Annotated in this window: 16 protein-coding genes; 8 read left to right on the top strand and 8 right to left on the bottom strand. The window is 51.1% G+C overall.

The features are described from left to right. From Q3O60_RS05775 to Q3O60_RS05760, 4 genes are read right to left on the bottom strand one after another with little or no spacing between them, the layout of a single operon-like run. On the bottom strand, positions 1-1,176 hold the full coding sequence (locus tag Q3O60_RS05775) for an efflux RND transporter periplasmic adaptor subunit (protein WP_305892951.1): 1,176 nt from the start codon (positions 1,174-1,176) through the stop codon (positions 1-3). After that, positions 1,173-2,171 carry an HlyD family secretion protein gene (locus Q3O60_RS05770; RefSeq protein WP_305892950.1) on the bottom strand — a complete coding sequence of 333 codons (999 nt, stop codon included), beginning with the start codon at positions 2,169-2,171 and terminating at the stop codon, positions 1,173-1,175. Before Q3O60_RS05770 ends, Q3O60_RS05775 begins: the two co-directional genes overlap by 4 nt. After that, positions 2,168-3,118, bottom strand: coding sequence for an HlyD family secretion protein (locus tag Q3O60_RS05765; protein ID WP_305892949.1), 951 nt, complete (start codon positions 3,116-3,118; stop codon positions 2,168-2,170). The genes Q3O60_RS05770 and Q3O60_RS05765 overlap by 4 nt, the downstream gene beginning before the upstream one ends. After that, entirely contained in the window at positions 3,109-3,786 is a 678-nt protein-coding gene (locus Q3O60_RS05760) for an ABC transporter ATP-binding protein (RefSeq protein ID WP_305893003.1), read from the bottom strand. The genes Q3O60_RS05765 and Q3O60_RS05760 overlap by 10 nt, the downstream gene beginning before the upstream one ends. A 256-nt stretch (positions 3,787-4,042) precedes the next feature. Here Q3O60_RS05760 and Q3O60_RS05755 point away from each other — a divergent pair, with 256 nt between their 5' ends. Both Q3O60_RS05755 and Q3O60_RS05750 read left to right on the top strand, forming a co-directional pair. Further along, the gene (locus Q3O60_RS05755; protein ID WP_305892948.1) at positions 4,043-5,116 is read left to right on the top strand and encodes an efflux RND transporter periplasmic adaptor subunit; all 1,074 of its coding nucleotides are present in this window, start codon (positions 4,043-4,045) and stop codon (positions 5,114-5,116) included. Positions 5,117-5,133: 17 nt separating this feature from the next. Then, positions 5,134-8,283, top strand: coding sequence for an efflux RND transporter permease subunit (locus tag Q3O60_RS05750; RefSeq protein WP_305892947.1), 3,150 nt, complete (start codon positions 5,134-5,136; stop codon positions 8,281-8,283). On the opposite strand, the gene mtnK is transcribed toward Q3O60_RS05750, so the two are convergent. Beyond that, positions 8,280-9,488 carry an S-methyl-5-thioribose kinase gene (gene mtnK / locus Q3O60_RS05745; RefSeq protein WP_305892946.1) on the bottom strand — a complete coding sequence of 403 codons (1,209 nt, stop codon included), beginning with the start codon at positions 9,486-9,488 and terminating at the stop codon, positions 8,280-8,282. The two genes, Q3O60_RS05750 and mtnK, sit on opposite strands and share 4 nt — an antisense overlap. An 86-nt stretch (positions 9,489-9,574) precedes the next feature. On the opposite strand from mtnK, the gene mtnA reads away from it, so the two are divergent. Continuing rightward, positions 9,575-10,600 (top strand): S-methyl-5-thioribose-1-phosphate isomerase, encoded by a 1,026-nt coding sequence (gene mtnA / locus Q3O60_RS05740; protein ID WP_305892945.1) that lies wholly within the window; start codon positions 9,575-9,577, stop codon positions 10,598-10,600. Positions 10,601-10,767: 167 nt separating this feature from the next. Here mtnA and Q3O60_RS05735 read toward each other — a convergent pair whose 3' ends face one another. From Q3O60_RS05735 to Q3O60_RS05725, 3 genes are read right to left on the bottom strand one after another with little or no spacing between them, the layout of a single operon-like run. Further along, on the bottom strand, positions 10,768-11,325 hold the full coding sequence (locus Q3O60_RS05735) for a 1,2-dihydroxy-3-keto-5-methylthiopentene dioxygenase (protein WP_305892944.1): 558 nt from the start codon (positions 11,323-11,325) through the stop codon (positions 10,768-10,770). A 2-nt stretch (positions 11,326-11,327) separates the two neighbouring features. Further along, positions 11,328-12,002, bottom strand: a complete 675-nt coding sequence (gene mtnC, locus Q3O60_RS05730) for an acireductone synthase (RefSeq protein ID WP_305892943.1) — start codon at positions 12,000-12,002, stop codon at positions 11,328-11,330. Continuing rightward, positions 11,999-12,640, bottom strand: coding sequence for a methylthioribulose 1-phosphate dehydratase (locus tag Q3O60_RS05725; RefSeq protein WP_305892942.1), 642 nt, complete (start codon positions 12,638-12,640; stop codon positions 11,999-12,001). The genes mtnC and Q3O60_RS05725 overlap by 4 nt, the downstream gene beginning before the upstream one ends. 198 nt (positions 12,641-12,838) lie before the next feature. On the opposite strand from Q3O60_RS05725, the gene Q3O60_RS05720 reads away from it, so the two are divergent. The 5 genes from Q3O60_RS05720 (at position 12,839) to deoA (ending at position 17,217) form a co-directional block, all read left to right on the top strand. Beyond that, entirely contained in the window at positions 12,839-13,990 is a 1,152-nt protein-coding gene (locus tag Q3O60_RS05720; protein WP_305892941.1) for a methionine aminotransferase, read from the top strand. Between the two features lie 8 nt (positions 13,991-13,998). Continuing rightward, positions 13,999-14,796 (top strand): amidohydrolase, encoded by a 798-nt coding sequence (locus Q3O60_RS05715; RefSeq protein WP_305892940.1) that lies wholly within the window; start codon positions 13,999-14,001, stop codon positions 14,794-14,796. Further along, positions 14,793-15,362 (top strand): hypothetical protein, encoded by a 570-nt coding sequence (locus tag Q3O60_RS05710; protein ID WP_305892939.1) that lies wholly within the window; start codon positions 14,793-14,795, stop codon positions 15,360-15,362. Before Q3O60_RS05715 ends, Q3O60_RS05710 begins: the two co-directional genes overlap by 4 nt. 91 nt (positions 15,363-15,453) lie before the next feature. Beyond that, complete coding sequence (cdd, locus tag Q3O60_RS05705) at positions 15,454-15,897, top strand: cytidine deaminase (RefSeq protein ID WP_305892938.1); 444 nt, start codon at positions 15,454-15,456, stop codon at positions 15,895-15,897. A 3-nt stretch (positions 15,898-15,900) separates the two neighbouring features. Then, a complete protein-coding gene (gene deoA / locus Q3O60_RS05700; protein WP_305892937.1) occupies positions 15,901-17,217 on the top strand; it encodes a thymidine phosphorylase in 1,317 nt (438 codons plus the stop codon). The last annotated feature ends 23 nt before the right edge of the window (positions 17,218-17,240 follow it).

Below are 17,240 nucleotides of genomic sequence, written 5' to 3'. Positions count from 1 at the left end.
TTAGGAGCCCACATCGATTAGGGCGATACGATCACCCGCATTAACACCGCGAACCACTTCGGCATGGGTAAGGCTTTTATGGCCAATTTCTACCGTCTGCTTCTCAAATTCCCGACCACTTTGGCGCCAGACATACAGCTGATTTCGCTCGGCGAAAATGGCTTGCAGCGGCACGACTAATTGTTGTTCTACCTGATTTAACAGAATGGTGGCCTTGACCCGGCTACCAGGCAGAAATAGCTCAGACTGTGCTTCGGGGGCTACCGTGACTTCGATATAACGGCGGGGATCACGCCGCTGCCTTGATTGCGCAACCTGACTGACCTGGATGACTTCACCTTTAAATTGCTGGCCCGGCTGTGCTGCCAATTGAAAGCTGACCTCTTGACCTGCAGCCAAACCAGAGGCCTCGTGCTCAATAACAAAGAGTTTTAGGTGTTGCAGCGATAAATCGGGCAGGCTGCCAATGCGTTGACCGGGGAATACCATGCCGCCAACTTCCGCTTTTTGGCCTCTCCAGTCCGCGTCCAGCACCAGAATGCCCTCATAAGGTGCCCGGATCTCGAGAGCTTCTAAGCCATCGCTGGCCGCTTGGCGTAAGGTCTGTTGCTGTTGCTGTCGCAGCTCCAATAGATCCTGCTGGCCTTTGGCTTTATCAGTAAAGCTTAGCTCTTGCCAATTGAAGAAGTTTTGTTTTTCTCCAAGGTAAGCTTTGTTTTGCAGTGAGTCGATAATTTCTAGTCGCGAGCGGATTTGCACATCATCGATACTGAATTGATCGGCAAAGCCAAACTCCTGTGAGACTAAAGCCTGGCTTAGAGCGATGGTGCCCAGCTCAGAGTTTTGTTCAATCTGTTGTTGTGCCAGTTCAGCTTGAACCGTGGCAAGCGCATGATCGGCATTGCGATGATCTCGTTGTAATTGTCGAGGGTCAAATCGCACCACCAAATCACCTTCCTGCAACTGGGTGTACTCCGCTTGAATCTCGGCAATTAAACGCGGTCCGCGGCTTTGCGGTGCATTGATGCTGATCGAGTTGACGGCAAACAACTCCCCCTCCGCTTGAACCCGGTGTTGAAAGTGCTGAGGTTGCAGCTCAAGCAGTGGAGTATTCTGTAGTTCTGACTGACAGGCCAGTAGCAGTAGGCAAGCCGTTATCATTAGCCCATATTTCATTCGGTGTCCTCCGCATCATCACGTAGCTGAATGGCCAATCGGGCGGTCATTCCCGGGCGCATCAGCTCTGGCTCCAGCACGTCAAAAGCAATGGTAGCTTCAATGACCCGGCTCAGTTGTTCCCGCGATTTATCCCGAACGGCACGGCCCAGATCTTCGATGACACCACTAAAGCTGCGATCTGGTAATGCATCCAGAGAAATATGCACGCGCTGACCAATTTGAACGTCACGCAAATCAATCTCATCCAGCTCAGCTCTGATTTTTAGCGTATCCAGTAAGCTTACGGCTGCAACCGGTTGACCAAATTGGACATTATCACCTACCGATGATTTTTCACCCTGGTGGTTGGGTATATACAACACCATGCCAGCAAAGGGGGCTTTGACTTGTAGGCTGGCGAGTTCCCGTTGTGAGCGCGATACCTCCGATTGCAAGCGGGCAATACGGGATTGCAGCAACTGAGCTTCAATCTCGCGCTGCTGCTGATGAAAGTTCAGCCGGGCTTCGGCCAGCGTCCGTTGATTGCGGGCGATGGTATAATCAATTTGTGCTTTGGCCCTATCATTAGCCGAGCGGGAATGATCGACAATCTCGGCTCGTCGTTTATAGCGGTCGTACTCCATGTCACGTTCAGCCAGGGTCAGTTTTAATTCTTCATGCCGTTGTTCATCTTGTTGGAGCTGATTGGCCAGTTCTTTTTGCACACTACTTAGCTCCATTTGTTGATTGCGCAGCTCGTCCTGTACCGTCTGGCCAGCAAAAGCGACCACCACAGCACCAGCCTCGATCATGCTGGATTCAGGAGCCATCTGCTGAATGGAGTATTGCCACATGCGTGACACACTGGGTGGCGAGATTTGCTGGGTTTGCTCTGCGTACAGCTCGCCGGTGGCTCGGATCTGCTGGCGTTGCTGGCTTGTCGTTGCGGTTTCATCGGGCTGGCAAGCCGTCACCATCAGCAACACAAACAACAGGCTATACAGACGGATCATGGCTGCACCTCCAGCAACAAACCCATCCCTAGCCGAGGATTGTTTACTGGCCATTCGGAACTATGAAACTCTGCCCGATAATACAAGCCTGGTCCCCATTGCCGGCGCTGCTCACCTTGTTGCGCCAGACTATGTAAACGGACAGAAAAAGGATGTTCGGCGGCAATATCAAAGCGAGCGGTCAAGCTTTCGGCCTGTTGAACAGCGGCCACATCGGCTTCGTACACCCAAGCCTCGATAGTTAAATCTGTCAGTGGTTGCACCTGCCCAATCAACCAGCCGGGTTGGGCAGTCATACCAGAAAATACCTTGGTGCCATACCAAGGATGGGTGCCGTAAGTAAAAGCACCATCAAAGTTGGCGTAGACGCTCATCGCATCCAGCTGTTGCTCGGTATCGGCCAGCTCTTCTAATTGTTGGTCGATTTGCAGTTGCTGCTTAGTTAATTCGGTTTGTTGTGCCACCTGAGCAAGTACCAGCGCTTTTTTTGCTTTTTCCAGTTCGGTTTCGGCCCGGCGATGGTCTAGTTGATATAACTCATAATCGTAGTGACTGATATTCTCCAATGGGATCGCAGCATCGATACTGGCTTTTTCCAGCAGCAACTGGCGGCGCTCGACCTCATACTCAGCCTCCATCACCGTTAGCTGATGTTGAATGGTCAGTTTATTCAGTTGCTCATTGGCGCTATCGACTTGGGTTTTGAGCCGCTCAATGGTGCTTTGCAAGGAGCCGGCATCGAATACTGCAACCCGCTCGCCTGCGACTACAGCTTCACCCTCTGGCTTTAACCACTGCACCTGCACCCGCCAATTATCGGTCATGGGCGAGACCACATTTTGTTTGGTTTGTGACTGCAGAGTGCCGGTTAGCAAGACCGGGCTATTGGAACCAGTCACTCCAGCCATGCTGATGGCCAAACTAAAACTAAAGGCAGTTAACCACATGAGCTATCCTCCAATATGATGCCATCGCGCATGCGGATCACGCGCTTGGCGTGGGCCGCAATTTCATCTTCATGCGTCACCATGACGATGGTATTGCCCTGCTGATGCAGCTCGTTGAGTAACTGCATAATTTCATCCGATGTTTTACTGTCCAGATTACCAGTAGGTTCGTCGGCAAAAATCACTTTCGGATCGTTAATAAGTGCCCGGGCGATTGCGACCCGTTGCCGCTGGCCACCAGACATTTCATGTGGCTTATGCTCCATACGATGCCCGAGGCCAACGCGATCGAGCAGTATGGCTGCTTTGGCTAGTGCTGCTGCTTCTTCAATAGCACTGTAACGCAGAGGCAATGCCACATTCTGCTGCGCACTTAAGCGTGGTAACAAATGAAAGGATTGGAAGATAAAGCCAATAGATTGATTGCGAATAGCTGAGAGCGCCTCATCACTGAGACTAGCCACATCTTGCCCGGCCAACTGATAGCTGCCACTGGTGGGAGTATCCAGACAACCAAGAATATTCATCAAGGTCGATTTACCTGAACCAGAAGTACCCATGATGGCCACGAATTCATTTTCAGAAATGGTGAGGTCAACGCCATGCAGTGCAATGACCTGATTATCCCCTTGACCAAAGGTCTTATTTAATTGCTGTGCGCGTATCATCCATAACATCACTTGGTTACGTAAAACAAGAGATTCTGCCATAAAAACGCAGATAAAGGATAAAGAGATTTGCCAACAGTTGATTTAATTGTAACAGTTTGTAATTAAAGCAAGATTGTCCATGCCAGCAGATCAATGTCTAAGGATATTTGACATGATAGGTCATGTCTTTAATGCAATAAAAAGTGATTCCGCAGATGTTATGTTGCATACTAAGCAGTAAACAAGAATTATTCTTATTTATGATGGGGAGAGGATGATGGGTTTTCGCTATAGCGCTGTATCTTGGTACCTTGCTCTGTTTGCGATGGCAGTGGTTGGGGTGGCCAAAGCTGATAACGCTGTGGTTGATGTTGCAATGCCCCAGAGTAAGGATTTGCAACAGGAACTCAGATTGACTGGAACCTTGAACGCCTTACAACGTTCGGATTTATCAGCTCGTACTGAGGGTCTTGTTGCTGCGGTGATGGTCGATGCGGGTGATCATGTCGAAGCCGGGCAGGTTTTATTGCAACTGGATACCGCACTTGCTAATCATCAATTGAGTCAGTTACAAGCGATGGTGACGCTGATGGATGCTGAGTTGATCGAGGCGAAACGTCTGTTCCGCGAAGCTGAAAAGTTAACTGCACAGAATTTATTCCCGGAAAGTGAGCTGGCTATACGCAGTGCTGATTTAGATAAAGCGCAGGCTACTCTGGAGCAAGCTGTTGCTTCGATGTTGCAACAGAAGGAGTTGGTACAGCGTCATACGCTTATTGCTCCTTTTTCAGGAGTAATAGCCAGAAAACAAGCTGAAGTAGGCGAGTGGGTTAATCGGGGAACCACTGTGCTGCAATTGGTTGCTTTGCACCCACTTCGGCTTGATGTGCAGGTGCCTCAGGAGCATTTCCAGGCCATTACCTCAGCGACTAGAGTTCGTGTTCGAAGTGATCAGGCTGCAGATTCGGAGGTCGCAGGAGAAATTCAGGCGAAGGTTCCGGTGATGGATAGTGCCAATCGCAGTTTTCTGTTACGAATACAGTTACCTGTTGAATACCCATTTTTATTACCGGGAGCCTCCGCAACCGCGATAATTGAACTGCCAGTGACTGATCGTCAGGTAAAGGTAGTCTCACGCGATGCTATTTTAAGACATCCTGATGGCAGCTACAGCTTATTTTCTGTGAAAGATGAGGTGGCCTACCGGCGTCTGGTCAGTCTTGGCCGCTCAAATAGCCAAGGCGTTGAAGTACTCAGTGGCTTACCGGATGGTGAGGCCGTAGTGGTAAGGGGCAATGAGTTGTTGCGAGATGGTCAGTCTGTGCAGTTACGTGATCAGGCTCGATAAGCAAGGGAGTATACATCATGCTTGAAGCTGGACTGCGTCGAGGGACTATTTTAACGGTACTGGTATTAATTATTGTCGTACTAGGTATTACGGCTGCGCTTCGGATCCCTGTACAGATGATCCCTGATTTAGAGGTCCGTACCATTAGTGTTGTGACCGGCTGGCCAGGTGCTACGCCACAAGATATAGAAAAAGAAATACTCATTGAACAAGAGCGTTATTTGCGTACCTTGCCAAATTTACAGCGAATGATTTCTCAAGCCCAAACCGGCTCGGCAAGTATCGAGTTGGAATTCCCATTTGGGGTGGATATCAATGAAGCGATGATCCGTGTTAGTAATGCCCTTAGTCAGGTCAGAAATTATCCAGAAAATGTTGATCAACCACGCTTGTTCAGCAGTTCTTTTTCCAGCAATGCATTTATGTATTTCCGTCTGATGCCGGAACCTGGCAACCCGCTCGGGCTAGATATGGATATGGTGCGCGATTTTGCTGAAGATTATGTTCGACCCCGGATGGAACGAGTGGCTGGTGTATCTGAAGTTGGAGTGAGTGGTGGCGCAGCCAGACAAATCCAAATTCTGGTGGATCCATCGCGCTTAGCACAGCGTGGCATTAGTATGTTGGACGTGCGTCAGGCGATTCGAAACCGGAATCGGGATGCTTCCGCAGGAGATATTGATAGCGGGAAGCGTCGTTATTTACTGCGGGTGGTTGGCCGTTTCGATGACTTATCTGAACTTGAAGAGTTGATTCTACTGCAACGAGAAGGCTCTCTCATCCGTCTGAAAGATGTGGCTCTTGTAAAACTGGATCATTTTGAAGTACGTGATTTAGCATTTGCCAACGGCGAGCGTTCGCTCAGTTTGTCGGTGCGGCGAGAAAGCGGTTCCAATGTCATTGATATTAAAAACGCCATGCTTCCTGAAGTAGAGCGGATAAATCAGGACTTGTTGATCCCCAATGGTTTACGCTTGAGCTTATCCAGTGATGATGTGCGCTATGTTGAGGACTCGCTGCGAAGTGTCTGGACCAATTTGGTGTTAGGGGCCTTACTGGCAACCTTGGTCATGTATCTGTTTCTACGGTCGGGGCGGGCAACCTTAGTCGCGGTGATCGGCATTCCTATTTGTACTATTGCTGCTTTTCTCGGCTTATTGTTGTTTAACCGTACGATCAACGTGATCTCACTGGCTGGTATTGCTTTTGCCATTGGCATGACGGTGGATAACTCCATCGTTGTGTTGGAGAGTATTGAGCAAGCCAGACGACGAGGCTTGGCTCGAATGGATGCAGCTTTAGAGGGGGTTCGTGATGTGTGGCCTGCGGTATTGGCCTCTACGATGACTACGGTATTGGTGTTTGCACCGATTTTGTTTATTCAACAAGAAGCCGGACAGTTGTATTCAGATATTGCCATAGCGATAGCCGCGGCCATAATCGCTTCAATGTTGGTGGCGATTTATGTGATCCCGGCGGCTATAGCCCGCTTGGGGTTTGGCGGTCAGGCTAGTCAGCAGGAAGGCAAGTCAGGCATTGCCAATGGCCGCTTGTTCGGCCTGATATCCCGCCTGATCGCCAGCAGCCGGGCCAGACTGAGCTGTATCTTTTTTACCGTACTGTTGGTGCTGGGTGGGGCCTGGTGGTTAATGCCACCGGCAGAGTATTTGCCTGAAGGAGAGGAGCCGAAAGCATTTTCCTCCATGATTGCGCCCCCTGGGTATAATTTGTCAGAAATGGCACTGATAGCCGATGAACTGAAGGCTTTTCTGACTGAGCAGGTCGAAGCAGACCCAAGCCGGTTTGATCGGGGTGAAACCAGCATGCCATCGTTGCAATACTATTCATTGAGTGTATCTGTTGGTCGAATTCGGGTGTTAAGCGAGCCGACCAGACCACAAGATATTGATGCCATGATGACGGCCATGACCGAGTTATTTCGTCAGTACCCGGGCATGCGGGCATTTTCTTCGCGTGGTTCGATTATTTCAAGTAATGATGGCGGTACCCGTGCGGTTGCGTTGGATATATCAGGGCCCGATCTGGCCAGCCTTTATCGAACGGCAGAAGCCGCCTATCGTGCTGCCGAGGCATTATTTGATAATCCTCAGTTGAATTCCGACCCTTCATCGTTATCGTTGGATCAGCAGTTGATTGAGATCCGGCCTCGTTGGGATCGGTTGGCTGAGCTTAACTTCAGCGCTACTGATTTCGGCTTTGCTGTCGCGGCTTTAAGTGATGGCGCTTTTGTCGATGAGTTTTTCTTACTGGATGACAAGATTGATATTTTTCTGTTTAGTGATGCTGGTCAGCAACAAAGTTTAGCTGCTTTGGCTCAGGCCCCTGTACTAACACCTCAGGGCAGTGTGTTGCCACTTAATGCATTAGCGGATTTAAACGAGGTCGCGGATAGCGATAATTTACGCCGGGTGGATGGTCGTCGAACCGTCACCTTGTACATCATTCCCCCTCGCTCTGTGGCGTTGGAAACGGCAGTTGCACTTGTGCAACAACAGTTGGTGCCACAATTACAGCAGGATGGACATATCGAGCAAGGGGTGTCGATTGCAATTAGTGGCGCGGCGGATCAACTGGATGCCACCCGGACCGCGCTGGCAGGTAATTTTGTCATCGCTGTTGTGCTGATTTATTTACTGCTGGTGGCCATTTTTACGCATTGGGGCTATCCCTTGTTTATTCTGGCCACTGTGCCTTTAGGTTTAGCCGGTGGTTTGCTGGGGTTAATTAGTATCAATGGAGTGGGTCAGCTGTTCAGCATGCTCGGCATGAATGGTTTTCAGCAGCCATTTGATATGATTACTATGCTGGGTTTTCTGATTTTATTAGGCACCGTGGTGAACAATCCGATTCTGATTGTCGATCAAAGTCGTAAAAACCTGACAGAAAATAACGTGTCAGTGGTCGAGGCTGTGCAAGCCGCTGTGGCCACCCGGCTGCGGCCTATATTGATGTCGACGGCTACCACCATTTTTGGCCTGGCACCCCTGGTGTTACTCCCGGGGGCCGGTACAGAACTCTATCGTGGTTTAGGTATTATTGTGCTGACAGGCTTAGTGTGCTCTACCGTGATTGCACTGACTTTTTTACCTTCACTATTGGTGACGGTGATGCAGTGGCAGCAACGGCGAAAAGCAACATCGCTTTAAGCCGGTAACTGCTGGTGCCGCACCAGCGTCAGCAGCTGTTGAATGGTGGTCAGCTGCTGTCGTTGCATGATCAAACTGCGACCCAAGGCTAAAGCCCAACGTTCAGAGGCGGCGCGCTGTTGCTCGTTACGGATCTGTTCTAAATCAGCCACATGCGCCAAACCGACGGTGCGGCGAATGAGTTCGCAGCCAGCGTAGCCCAAGCTATCGGCGAGTAGTTGCTGTAAGAAATAATGCTGGTATTCACTATTACGGAAACTGTTTTCTTTAGTCTCTGTTTGCATCAACCGGGTAAATTCATGGCTAAAGTGCTGCCATAAGTCTTCGATCTGGCGCAGCAAGTAATCTTGCTGCTGCTGTCGGCGCCCGGCATCTTCTTGCAAGCCAAACTGACCGGCATAGCTCAGCAGCAAATTGCCGATAAAGCTGCCGACATCAAAGCCCATAGGGCCATAAAAACCAAACTCGGCGTCGATCACTTTGCATTGTTCGGCGCTGATGAAAATACTACCGCTGTGCATATCACCATGCAACAACGCTTGTGGCTTGGACAAAAAATCGGCTTTTAAACGGGCAACCTCTGCCTGCAGTGCTTCATCGTGCCACAGCTCACGGGCCTGTGGCATGATGGGCTGGTGAATAGCATTGCGTTCATGATTGCAGTACGGATCGGAAAAGAATAAATCTTCGGTAATCAGGCAGAGTTCCGGGTTGATAAAACGAGCCACTTCGATTTTTTTTTGCAGACCATTGAGTACGAAATCACTGGTAAAAAATAGCGTACGAGCCAGATACAAAGCAAGCTGGTCAGCCAGCTGCGGGAACTGTTTACCGGCGACCAATTCGCTGCGCAAAATAGCCAGCTGACCTAAATCTTCCATGACTATGGCGGCAACACCGGCATCGTAGTGCAGCACTTTAACGGTATGCTCAGGGCAAATACGACCATGACGTAGTAGCACTTCGGCTTCAATTCGAGCGCGTTCGATGGTCAGCGGCCAGCTTTCTCCGACGCAACGGGCGTAAGGCAGGGCCTGTTTGACGATCAGGCTGCGGCCGTTAGCATTCTTTACCCGAAACACAAGATTCAGGTTGCCATCACCAAACTCTTCGGCTTCCAAAGAGTCACTTTCACGAAAGGTATCACCATGAGCCAGTGCAAAAGCTTTGGCATCGGCGATAGTAAAGGTATGGTAGTCGCTCATTGAGATCACAGACTTGTCAGGACAGAAACAGAACTGCATAATCGCAGACATTCTAGACGTCTGCAAGGCTAAATAAGGCATAGACTATGAAAAATCTTACCGGTCTCAGTATAAAGACTGAACAAAATCAGTTGTTCATTCTGGACCAGACTCTGCTACCTCATCAACAGCAATGGCTGCCATGCCAGACTGTTGCAGAGATGGTGCAATTGATTCAAAACCTTCAGGTGCGCGGTGCTCCGGCCATCGGCATTGCGGCAAGCTTGCTATTGGCTTACCGCGCTGAGCAGGGCGATAGTCGGCAGCAGTTGCGGCAGGATGCTGAAACGCTGCGTTTAGCCCGGCCAACGGCAGTGAACCTGATGAATAATCTGGATTGTATGTTGCAAGCGTTAGCAGCGGATGATTTTGTTGCCACCGCTGTAGCTTGTGCCGAGCAGTTGTTTTCAGAAGATGTAGAGCTTTGTCAGCACATGGCTGAACATGGCGCCGCCTTGGTGAAACCGGGGGAGCAGTTACTGACGCACTGCAATACCGGAGGTCTTGCTACGGCAGGCGTTGGGACCGCTTTGGGGGTTGTGCGGTTAGCCCATCAGCAGGGAAAAAATATCCAGCTATGGGTCGATGAGACCAGACCCTTGCTGCAAGGCGGTCGCTTAACGGCTTGGGAGTGCCAGCAATTAGGTATTCCTTATCAGTTAATTTGCGACAATATGGCTGCGATGCTGATGGCGCGTGGTCAGGTCGATCGTATCTTCGTTGGTTCAGATCGCATTGCGGCCAATGGTGATTTTGCCAATAAAGTCGGTACCTACAGTCTGGCTGTATTGGCAAAGTATCATCAGATCCCGTTTTACGTGGTGGCTCCTCATACCACGGTTGATCCACATTGCCCCGATGGCAGCCAGATCCCGATTGAGCAGCGCAGTGCGAATGAGGTGCGCGGGGCTACTGGCAGCTTCGGTACTATTTGCTGGGCGCCGGCCGATGCTCCCGTCTATAACCCTGCTTTTGATGTGACGCCAGCCAGCCTGGTGACCGGCTGGGTGCTGGATAGCGGTGTGTTGGATCAAGCAGCGGTGGCCGCTGGTGCGCTTACCCGGCTGACATAAAAAAACCCGGAGCAAAGGCTCCGGGTAAAAGACAAGGATAGACAGGGTGGAACCGCCGTGTTGCTTGGCGACAGATTTAGAGTAAGCGCTTTCCAAGATGCTGACAAACGAGATAAAACTACGCGTCGAGTGAAAAAAACTCAGCCATGCACTCCTCTGGTGTGTGCTTAGGCCAACAATGGAAACCGACTGGCAATATCGCTGCCGGTAAAGTTGGCCACCCAGCCCTCCGGGTTATTAAACAACCGGATTGCGGTAAAATTGGGTTCGCTGCCCATATCGAACCAGTGTGGCGTGTTAGCCGGCACGCTGATTAAATCGTTTTGCTGGCATAGCACCTGATAGATGTGATCGCCTAAATGCAGACAGAATAAGCCTTCTCCACGGACAAAAAAGCGTACTTCATCTTCACTGTGGGTATGTTCGGCCAGAAACTTTTGCCGTAATGCGGCTTTATCCGGGTGATCACTGCTTAGTGAGATGACATCCACCGTGACGTAACCGCCTTGCTGCTGTAAGCGCTCAATATCAGCTGCATAGGCAGTGAGAATAGCGTCATTGCTGGTGCTGGCGTCTATCTGAGCACTCGCTTGCCATTGCTCAAACCGGATCCCTTGTTGCGCAAGTTTGGCTGCAACTTGGGCGGGGTCACTGCTTTGAAAGCTACTCTTTTGTACGTTGCTGTGCTCAGCTTGATTGGCTTGAAAAATGGTTAACTGTGACATGGTTAAATCTCGACCTGATAAAAATCTTCGGCGATGTTGTGATCGCCAGGTGTTTGCTGCTCGCGGATCAGTTGGCAAGTGGCCATGCCTAATGCACGAGCGGCATCGAGTTCAGCCGCAATATCGGATAAAAACAATACCTGTCCGGGCGGCAGTTGCAGGTGCTGCAAAATAGCGGCATAGGATGAAATATCGCGCTTGGCGCCAACCCGGGTATCAAAGTAACCACTAAAAAGAGGGGTTAAATCACCAAAATCACTGTAGCGAAACAGCAGCTTCTGCGCTTCAACAGAGCCAGAACTATAGACATACAACTGCACGCCTTGCTCATGCCATTGTTTCAACTGTTCGGCGGCGTCGGGATAGAGGTGGCCGGTAAAATGGCCTTGCTGATAGCCTAAACGCCACACCAAGCCTTGCAGGGTCTTCAGCGGAGTGACCTTTTCGTCGGCGGCAATCCAACGATGCAGCTGCGTAATCACCGCTTCGATATCGGCTTCAGGCTGTTTCATCAACTGACGAATGGCAGTTAGTTCTAACGCGACTTCTGCTTGGTGCTGCCGGTTACGGATAAAATCCGGCAAGTGTTCAGTAGCGTATGGAAACAACACCTCAGTGACAAAAGCAATGCGGCTGGTGGTGCCTTCAATATCGGTGATTAGGGCGCGGTACTTCATAAATCTCCAGTGAGTCGGATACGTTCCAGCTCACAGTGTATAAGAAATTCCCATCCCTCTAAATGTCTTTTTGCTTCTTCCAGGCTTTGGCCCCAGACATAGAGACCATGCCCTCTGACCAACAGTGCTGAAGCTTTTTGAACCTGCGGCCATTGTTGCTGCACCAATTCGGCCAGAGCTGGGATATCCTGAGTGTTGGCAAAGAGGGTAATGGGGCAGTTTTGCTCATGGCTCTGCTGGCCACGAATGGCTTTTTGCATCTCGTAGCCGGAAAAAATGTACTGATCGGTTGTGATGATGCGGGAAAAGACGGTGGCTTGTACTGAATGTGTATGCAATACGGCTTTAACCGCAGGGTCTAGTTGATAAATCCGGGCATGCAAGGCGGTTTCAGCGGATGGTGTGCCGGGGCAGGTTATGTGGCCATCAACCCAACTGACAGGCAATAAGTCGTGTGGGCTGAGTTCACCTTTATCTTTGCCAGATGCGGTGACTAAGGCGTTGTGTTCACCATCGCGAATGGAGAAGTTGCCACCGGTCGCGGGGACCCAGTGACGGCTGGCGATCCAGCGTGCGGTAGCGCAGAGCGCGATGGCATATGGATTCAGCTGTTGCACGTGCTGCGACGCATGATGCATGAAATAACGCTCCTGAACGGCCTGACGTTTAGATGTCTATACATAAAACAGGCTAAAATGATAGCATGATTGCTTCAATTAGCAACTGCTTTGCACAAAGCGCGACACGATTCGCTGCTCGTGTGATTTTCAGGTAGAGTCACTCTATCATTGATAGCGCAGGGCGTGTTACACGTCTGATACAAACAGGAACCGTCGATGCAGGTCGAATTGCCGAGTAAATTGCCTCAGGTGGGCACCTCAATTTTCAGTCAGATGTCACAATTGGCGGCGGAACAGCAAGCCATTAACCTATCGCAGGGGTTCCCGGACTTTGGTTGCTCGCCGTTTTTGCTGGAACAGCTAAGTAACTTTAGTCAGCTGGGGTTGAATCAGTATGCTCCTATGCCCGGCATACTGCCATTGCGGCAGCAAATTGCTGCACTGATTGCCCGTTGTTATCAACAAAGGGTTTGTCCAGAGCAGCAAATCACGGTGACGTCAGGTGCCACGGAAGCCTTATTCTGTGGCATACAAGCGCTGGTGCAGCCGGGCGATGAGGTGATTGTATTCGATCCGGCGTATGACAGTTATGCCCCTGCCGTGCAGTTGGCTGGTGGCAAAACAGTGCATCTGGTGCTCACAGCCCCTGATTTTCGGGTCGACTGGCAGCAGGTGGCCGATCATATTAACGAAAGAACCAAGCTGATTATTGTCAATAGCCCGCACAATCCGAGCAGTCAGGTTTTTCGGCACGACGATTGGTTGCAATTGGAACGTTTGGTCTGTCAGCATGGTTTGTATTGCCTGAGTGATGAAGTGTACGAGCATATGGTGTTCGACCAGAGACCACAGCTAAGTGCCTTGTGTTTTGCCGGGCTGGCGGCGCGCGCGCTGGTGGTTTCTTCTTTTGGCAAGACCTTTCATGTCACCGGCTGGAAGCTGGGTTATTGTGTAGCTCCTGCGCAGCTGATGGCTGAGTTTCGTAAGGTGCATCAGTACGTCACCTTCTCCAGTTTCACCCCGGCGCAACATGCCATTGCCGCCATGCTGCAACAGCATCCTGAGCAGGTCAGTGGTCTGGCTCACTTTTATCAACAAAAGCGGGATGCTTTTGTTGATGGTTTACAAGGTAGTCGCCTGCAGTTGCTGCCGGCAGAAGGTACTTATTTTCAGTTAGCCGATTACAGTGCCATCAGCGATATACCCGATGTTGAGTTTTGCCGCTGGCTCACTATTGAGCATAAAATTGCGGCTATACCGCTCAGCGTTTTTTATCAAACGCCGCCAGCACAGCGCTTGGTGCGGTTTTGCTTTGCCAAAGAGGAAAGCACCTTGCAGCAGGCTGCGGGGGTGCTATGCCAACTTTAGGAGATACGATGTCGGCTCTAAAAGTTGCTGTGTTGCAAACTGAACTGGTTTGGCAGCAGCCGTTGCTGAACTTCCATAAGTTTGAGCAACAGCTGGCATCGTTGCCGCAGCAAGACTTGATTGTGTTGCCGGAAATGTTTACCACCGGCTTTTCGATGGATAGTAAAAACATTGCTGAGCCTGCTGGGCAAGTCAGCCTACCTTGGTTGCAACAGCAAGCCAAAGCCACTAAAGCGGCGCTTTGCGGCTCAATCGCGGTGCATGAGCACGGCCAATACTTTAATCGGTTGTACTTTGTCACCCCAGATGGTGACTACTGGCAGTACGATAAGAAGCACTTGTTTCGAATGGCTGGTGAGCATGAGGCCTATCAGGCGGGCAGCGACCGGGTGATCGCGCAATGGCGCGGCATGCGTTTTTGCCTGCAAGTCTGCTACGACCTGCGCTTTCCAGTGTTTAGTCGCAACCGCAACGATTACGATGCATTAATTTATGTCGCCAACTGGCCAGCGCCACGTCGCTTGGCTTGGCGTACCTTGCTGGCGGCTCGTGCTATTGAGAACCAAGCCTATGTCATCGGCTGCAATCGCGTCGGCGAGGATGGCAACGGCGTTGCTTACGCCGGTGACAGCCTGCTGCTCGATTATATCGGCCAGCCTTTGGCTGATGTGGCCGAAAATCAGGCTGCCGTTTTGCAGGCAGAGCTGGATTTGACCGCTTTGCAGCAGTTTAAAGAAAAATTTCCCGCTTACCTCGATGCCGATGATTTTGAGTTGGCTCAACCCAACAACAGGAGCAATTTGTGAGTAAATATCTAATCATTAGTGCTATGGCGTTGTTGGCCGTCGCTTGTAGCCCTCAAGAATTACCGCAAACGGGTGATTTGGATGCTGCCAACTGGCGCTATGCCACCGATCCACATGGCAGTACGGCTACCTATGAGGGAGAGCTCGTTCAGCATGGTATTGCTCGTATCGAATTTCAACGCGTTGCCAGAGTCGATGCTCAAAACAATTCCTGGGTGGAGCTGATTTACGATCTGCCTGAAGGGCGTTTGCAGGATGAGCCCCAAATTGAGCTCAGTTATCAGAGCAGTACCGATTTGGTTATTAAATTATCGCAACGGGAGTACGGTGAGCTGGGCGATCAGAGTTACGCCCATTATCAGGCGGTTGTGTCTGCTACCGATGATTGGCAACAGGTTCGGCTGAGTAGGGCTGATTTTCAGCGACCAGACTGGACCCCTGCTACTTCAACGGATCAGGGGATTGTGCCAGCGCATGTCAACGCCATCTATTTGGTGCCAGATTTAACGGATGATAAAGGCGGCGCCGCACGATTGTCGGTCCGCTCTGTGCGGTTACTACCGTAACAATTTTTCAACCTTTACCCTTGATCTGAAGTAGCTTTACCGTCATAACTGTTTATCCGGCCCGTTGTGGGCAGTTTGGATGAAGACATTAATGACAGCATTAACAGCACTAACGCCAGAGCTTGAACCTTTGTATCAGGCGGCACAAACCGCAGCGGCTCAGGCTTATGCACCGTATAGCCAGTTTCCGGTTGGAGTCGCCGTACGTGCCATCAGCGGCCAGATCTACACGGGCTGCAATGTAGAAAATGCCTCTTACGGCGCCACGGTTTGTGCCGAGCGCAATGCCATTGCGGCTGGTGTGGTGGCTGGGGAGCGTCAGTTTGACGCCTTGCTGGTGTATACGCCTCAGTCTGATTTGACGCCGCCGTGCGGCATGTGCCGTCAGGTGATTGCTGAATTTTTCTTACCTGATACCATCATTTACAGCAGCAATCATCTTCAACAGTTGCAAGGCTGGCAAGTACAACAGTTACTGCCCGATGCCTTTACCCCTTTGTATTTAGCCAACAGCACCAAGGTGCCGACGGAGTAACGGATGCCAATTCCACAGGAAATCATCAAAATCAAACGCAATGGCAAGGTGCTCAGCCAAGCGAATATCCAGCAATTTGCGCAAGGTTTAACGGATGGCAGTTTCAGTGATAGTCAGGCCGCCGCACTGGCGATGGCGATTTATCTGAATGGCATGTCGGTGGATGAAAAAGTCGCCTTGACCTTAGCCATGCGCGATAGTGGCACCAGCCTCAACTGGCAGGGGCAGTTAAGTGGCCCGGTAGTGGATAAACACAGTACCGGTGGTGTCGGTGATAAAGTCACTTTGATGCTGGCACCGATGGTTGCTGCATGCGGTGCTTTTATGCCAAGTATTGCGGGTCGGGGGTTGGGCCATACCGGTGGTACGGTCGATAAGTTGGAGGCCATTCCGGGTTACAGCTGCAATCAGTCGCTGAGCCGCATTCGTCAGCTGCTGCCTGAGCTTGGCTGCCTGATTGTCGGTCAGACTGATGAACTGGCTCCGGCGGATCGACGCTTGTACGGCATTCGGGATGTCACCGCCACGGTTGAGTCCATCCCATTGATCACTGCCTCAATTTTATCGAAGAAGCTCTCGGAAGGTCTGGATGCCTTGGTGATGGATGTCAAGGTGGGCAATGGCGCCATTATGGCCACTGCCAAGGATGCGGATGCATTAGCGCGCAGCATTGTCGATACCGCCTGTGGTGCAGGCGTGCCGACCCGAGCCTTGATCACCGATATGAATCAGATCCTTGGCAGCAGCGCAGGCAATGCCCTGGAAGTGCTGGAAACCCTGGATTATTTGACCGGTAAGCAGCGTGAGCCACGCTTGCATCAACTGACCCTGGAGCTGGGCGCGGATATGCTGTTGCTAAGCGGTCTGCAATCCAGTCGGGACCAGGCGATGACAGCGTTGCAGCAGAGCCTGGACAGTGGCCACGCCGCCGAATACTTCGCCCGCATGGTGGCCGCTTTAGGGGGGCCAACCGACTTACTAGAGAAACCGACCCGTTATTTGGCTCAGGCGCCGGTGGTACTGGATGTGTTGGCGCCAGCCGGTGGCGTGTTGCACTATACGGATACGGTGGCGCTGGGTATGGCTGTGGTGCGCCTTGGAGGTGGCCGCGCTCACCCTGATCAAGTGATCGATCCAGCGGTTGGCTTAAGCGATATTGTACCTGCTGGACAGCAGGTGAGCACGGGGCAACGGTTGGCAAGAGTGCATGCAGCCTCGGCACAGGCGGCTGAACAAGCCGTGAAAGACTATCTGGCAGCTTGTCGGCTGTCTGTTGAGCCTTTAGCCACGAATGCATTGATTCATCAGCGATTGGGCTAGGGTTGGTTGATGGGCATAAAAAA

Origin of the sequence: Alkalimonas collagenimarina, from assembly GCF_030717845.1 — a bacterium.
GTDB classification, from domain to species: Bacteria; Pseudomonadota; Gammaproteobacteria; order Enterobacterales; family Alteromonadaceae; genus Alkalimonas; species Alkalimonas collagenimarina.
This window is presented reverse-complemented; position numbering and strand designations above follow the sequence as displayed.

Excerpts from the sequence above, each read along its gene's own strand:
- Q3O60_RS05775 (WP_305892951.1), bottom strand. The coding sequence starts at position 1,176 with ATGAAATATGGGCTAATGATAACGGCTTGCCTACTGCTACTGGCCTGT.
- Q3O60_RS05770 (WP_305892950.1), bottom strand. The coding sequence starts at position 2,171 with ATGATCCGTCTGTATAGCCTGTTGTTTGTGTTGCTGATGGTGACGGCT.
- Q3O60_RS05765 (WP_305892949.1), bottom strand. The coding sequence starts at position 3,118 with ATGTGGTTAACTGCCTTTAGTTTTAGTTTGGCCATCAGCATGGCTGGA.
- Q3O60_RS05760 (WP_305893003.1), bottom strand. The coding sequence starts at position 3,786 with ATGATACGCGCACAGCAATTAAATAAGACCTTTGGTCAAGGGGATAAT.
- Q3O60_RS05755 (WP_305892948.1), top strand. The coding sequence starts at position 4,043 with ATGATGGGTTTTCGCTATAGCGCTGTATCTTGGTACCTTGCTCTGTTT.
- Q3O60_RS05750 (WP_305892947.1), top strand. The coding sequence starts at position 5,134 with ATGCTTGAAGCTGGACTGCGTCGAGGGACTATTTTAACGGTACTGGTA.
- mtnK (WP_305892946.1), bottom strand. The coding sequence starts at position 9,488 with ATGAGCGACTACCATACCTTTACTATCGCCGATGCCAAAGCTTTTGCA.
- mtnA (WP_305892945.1), top strand. The coding sequence starts at position 9,575 with ATGAAAAATCTTACCGGTCTCAGTATAAAGACTGAACAAAATCAGTTG.
- Q3O60_RS05735 (WP_305892944.1), bottom strand. The coding sequence starts at position 11,325 with ATGTCACAGTTAACCATTTTTCAAGCCAATCAAGCTGAGCACAGCAAC.
- mtnC (WP_305892943.1), bottom strand. The coding sequence starts at position 12,002 with ATGAAGTACCGCGCCCTAATCACCGATATTGAAGGCACCACCAGCCGC.
- Q3O60_RS05725 (WP_305892942.1), bottom strand. The coding sequence starts at position 12,640 with ATGCATCATGCGTCGCAGCACGTGCAACAGCTGAATCCATATGCCATC.
- Q3O60_RS05720 (WP_305892941.1), top strand. The coding sequence starts at position 12,839 with ATGCAGGTCGAATTGCCGAGTAAATTGCCTCAGGTGGGCACCTCAATT.
- Q3O60_RS05715 (WP_305892940.1), top strand. The coding sequence starts at position 13,999 with ATGTCGGCTCTAAAAGTTGCTGTGTTGCAAACTGAACTGGTTTGGCAG.
- cdd (WP_305892938.1), top strand. The coding sequence starts at position 15,454 with ATGACAGCATTAACAGCACTAACGCCAGAGCTTGAACCTTTGTATCAG.
- deoA (WP_305892937.1), top strand. The coding sequence starts at position 15,901 with ATGCCAATTCCACAGGAAATCATCAAAATCAAACGCAATGGCAAGGTG.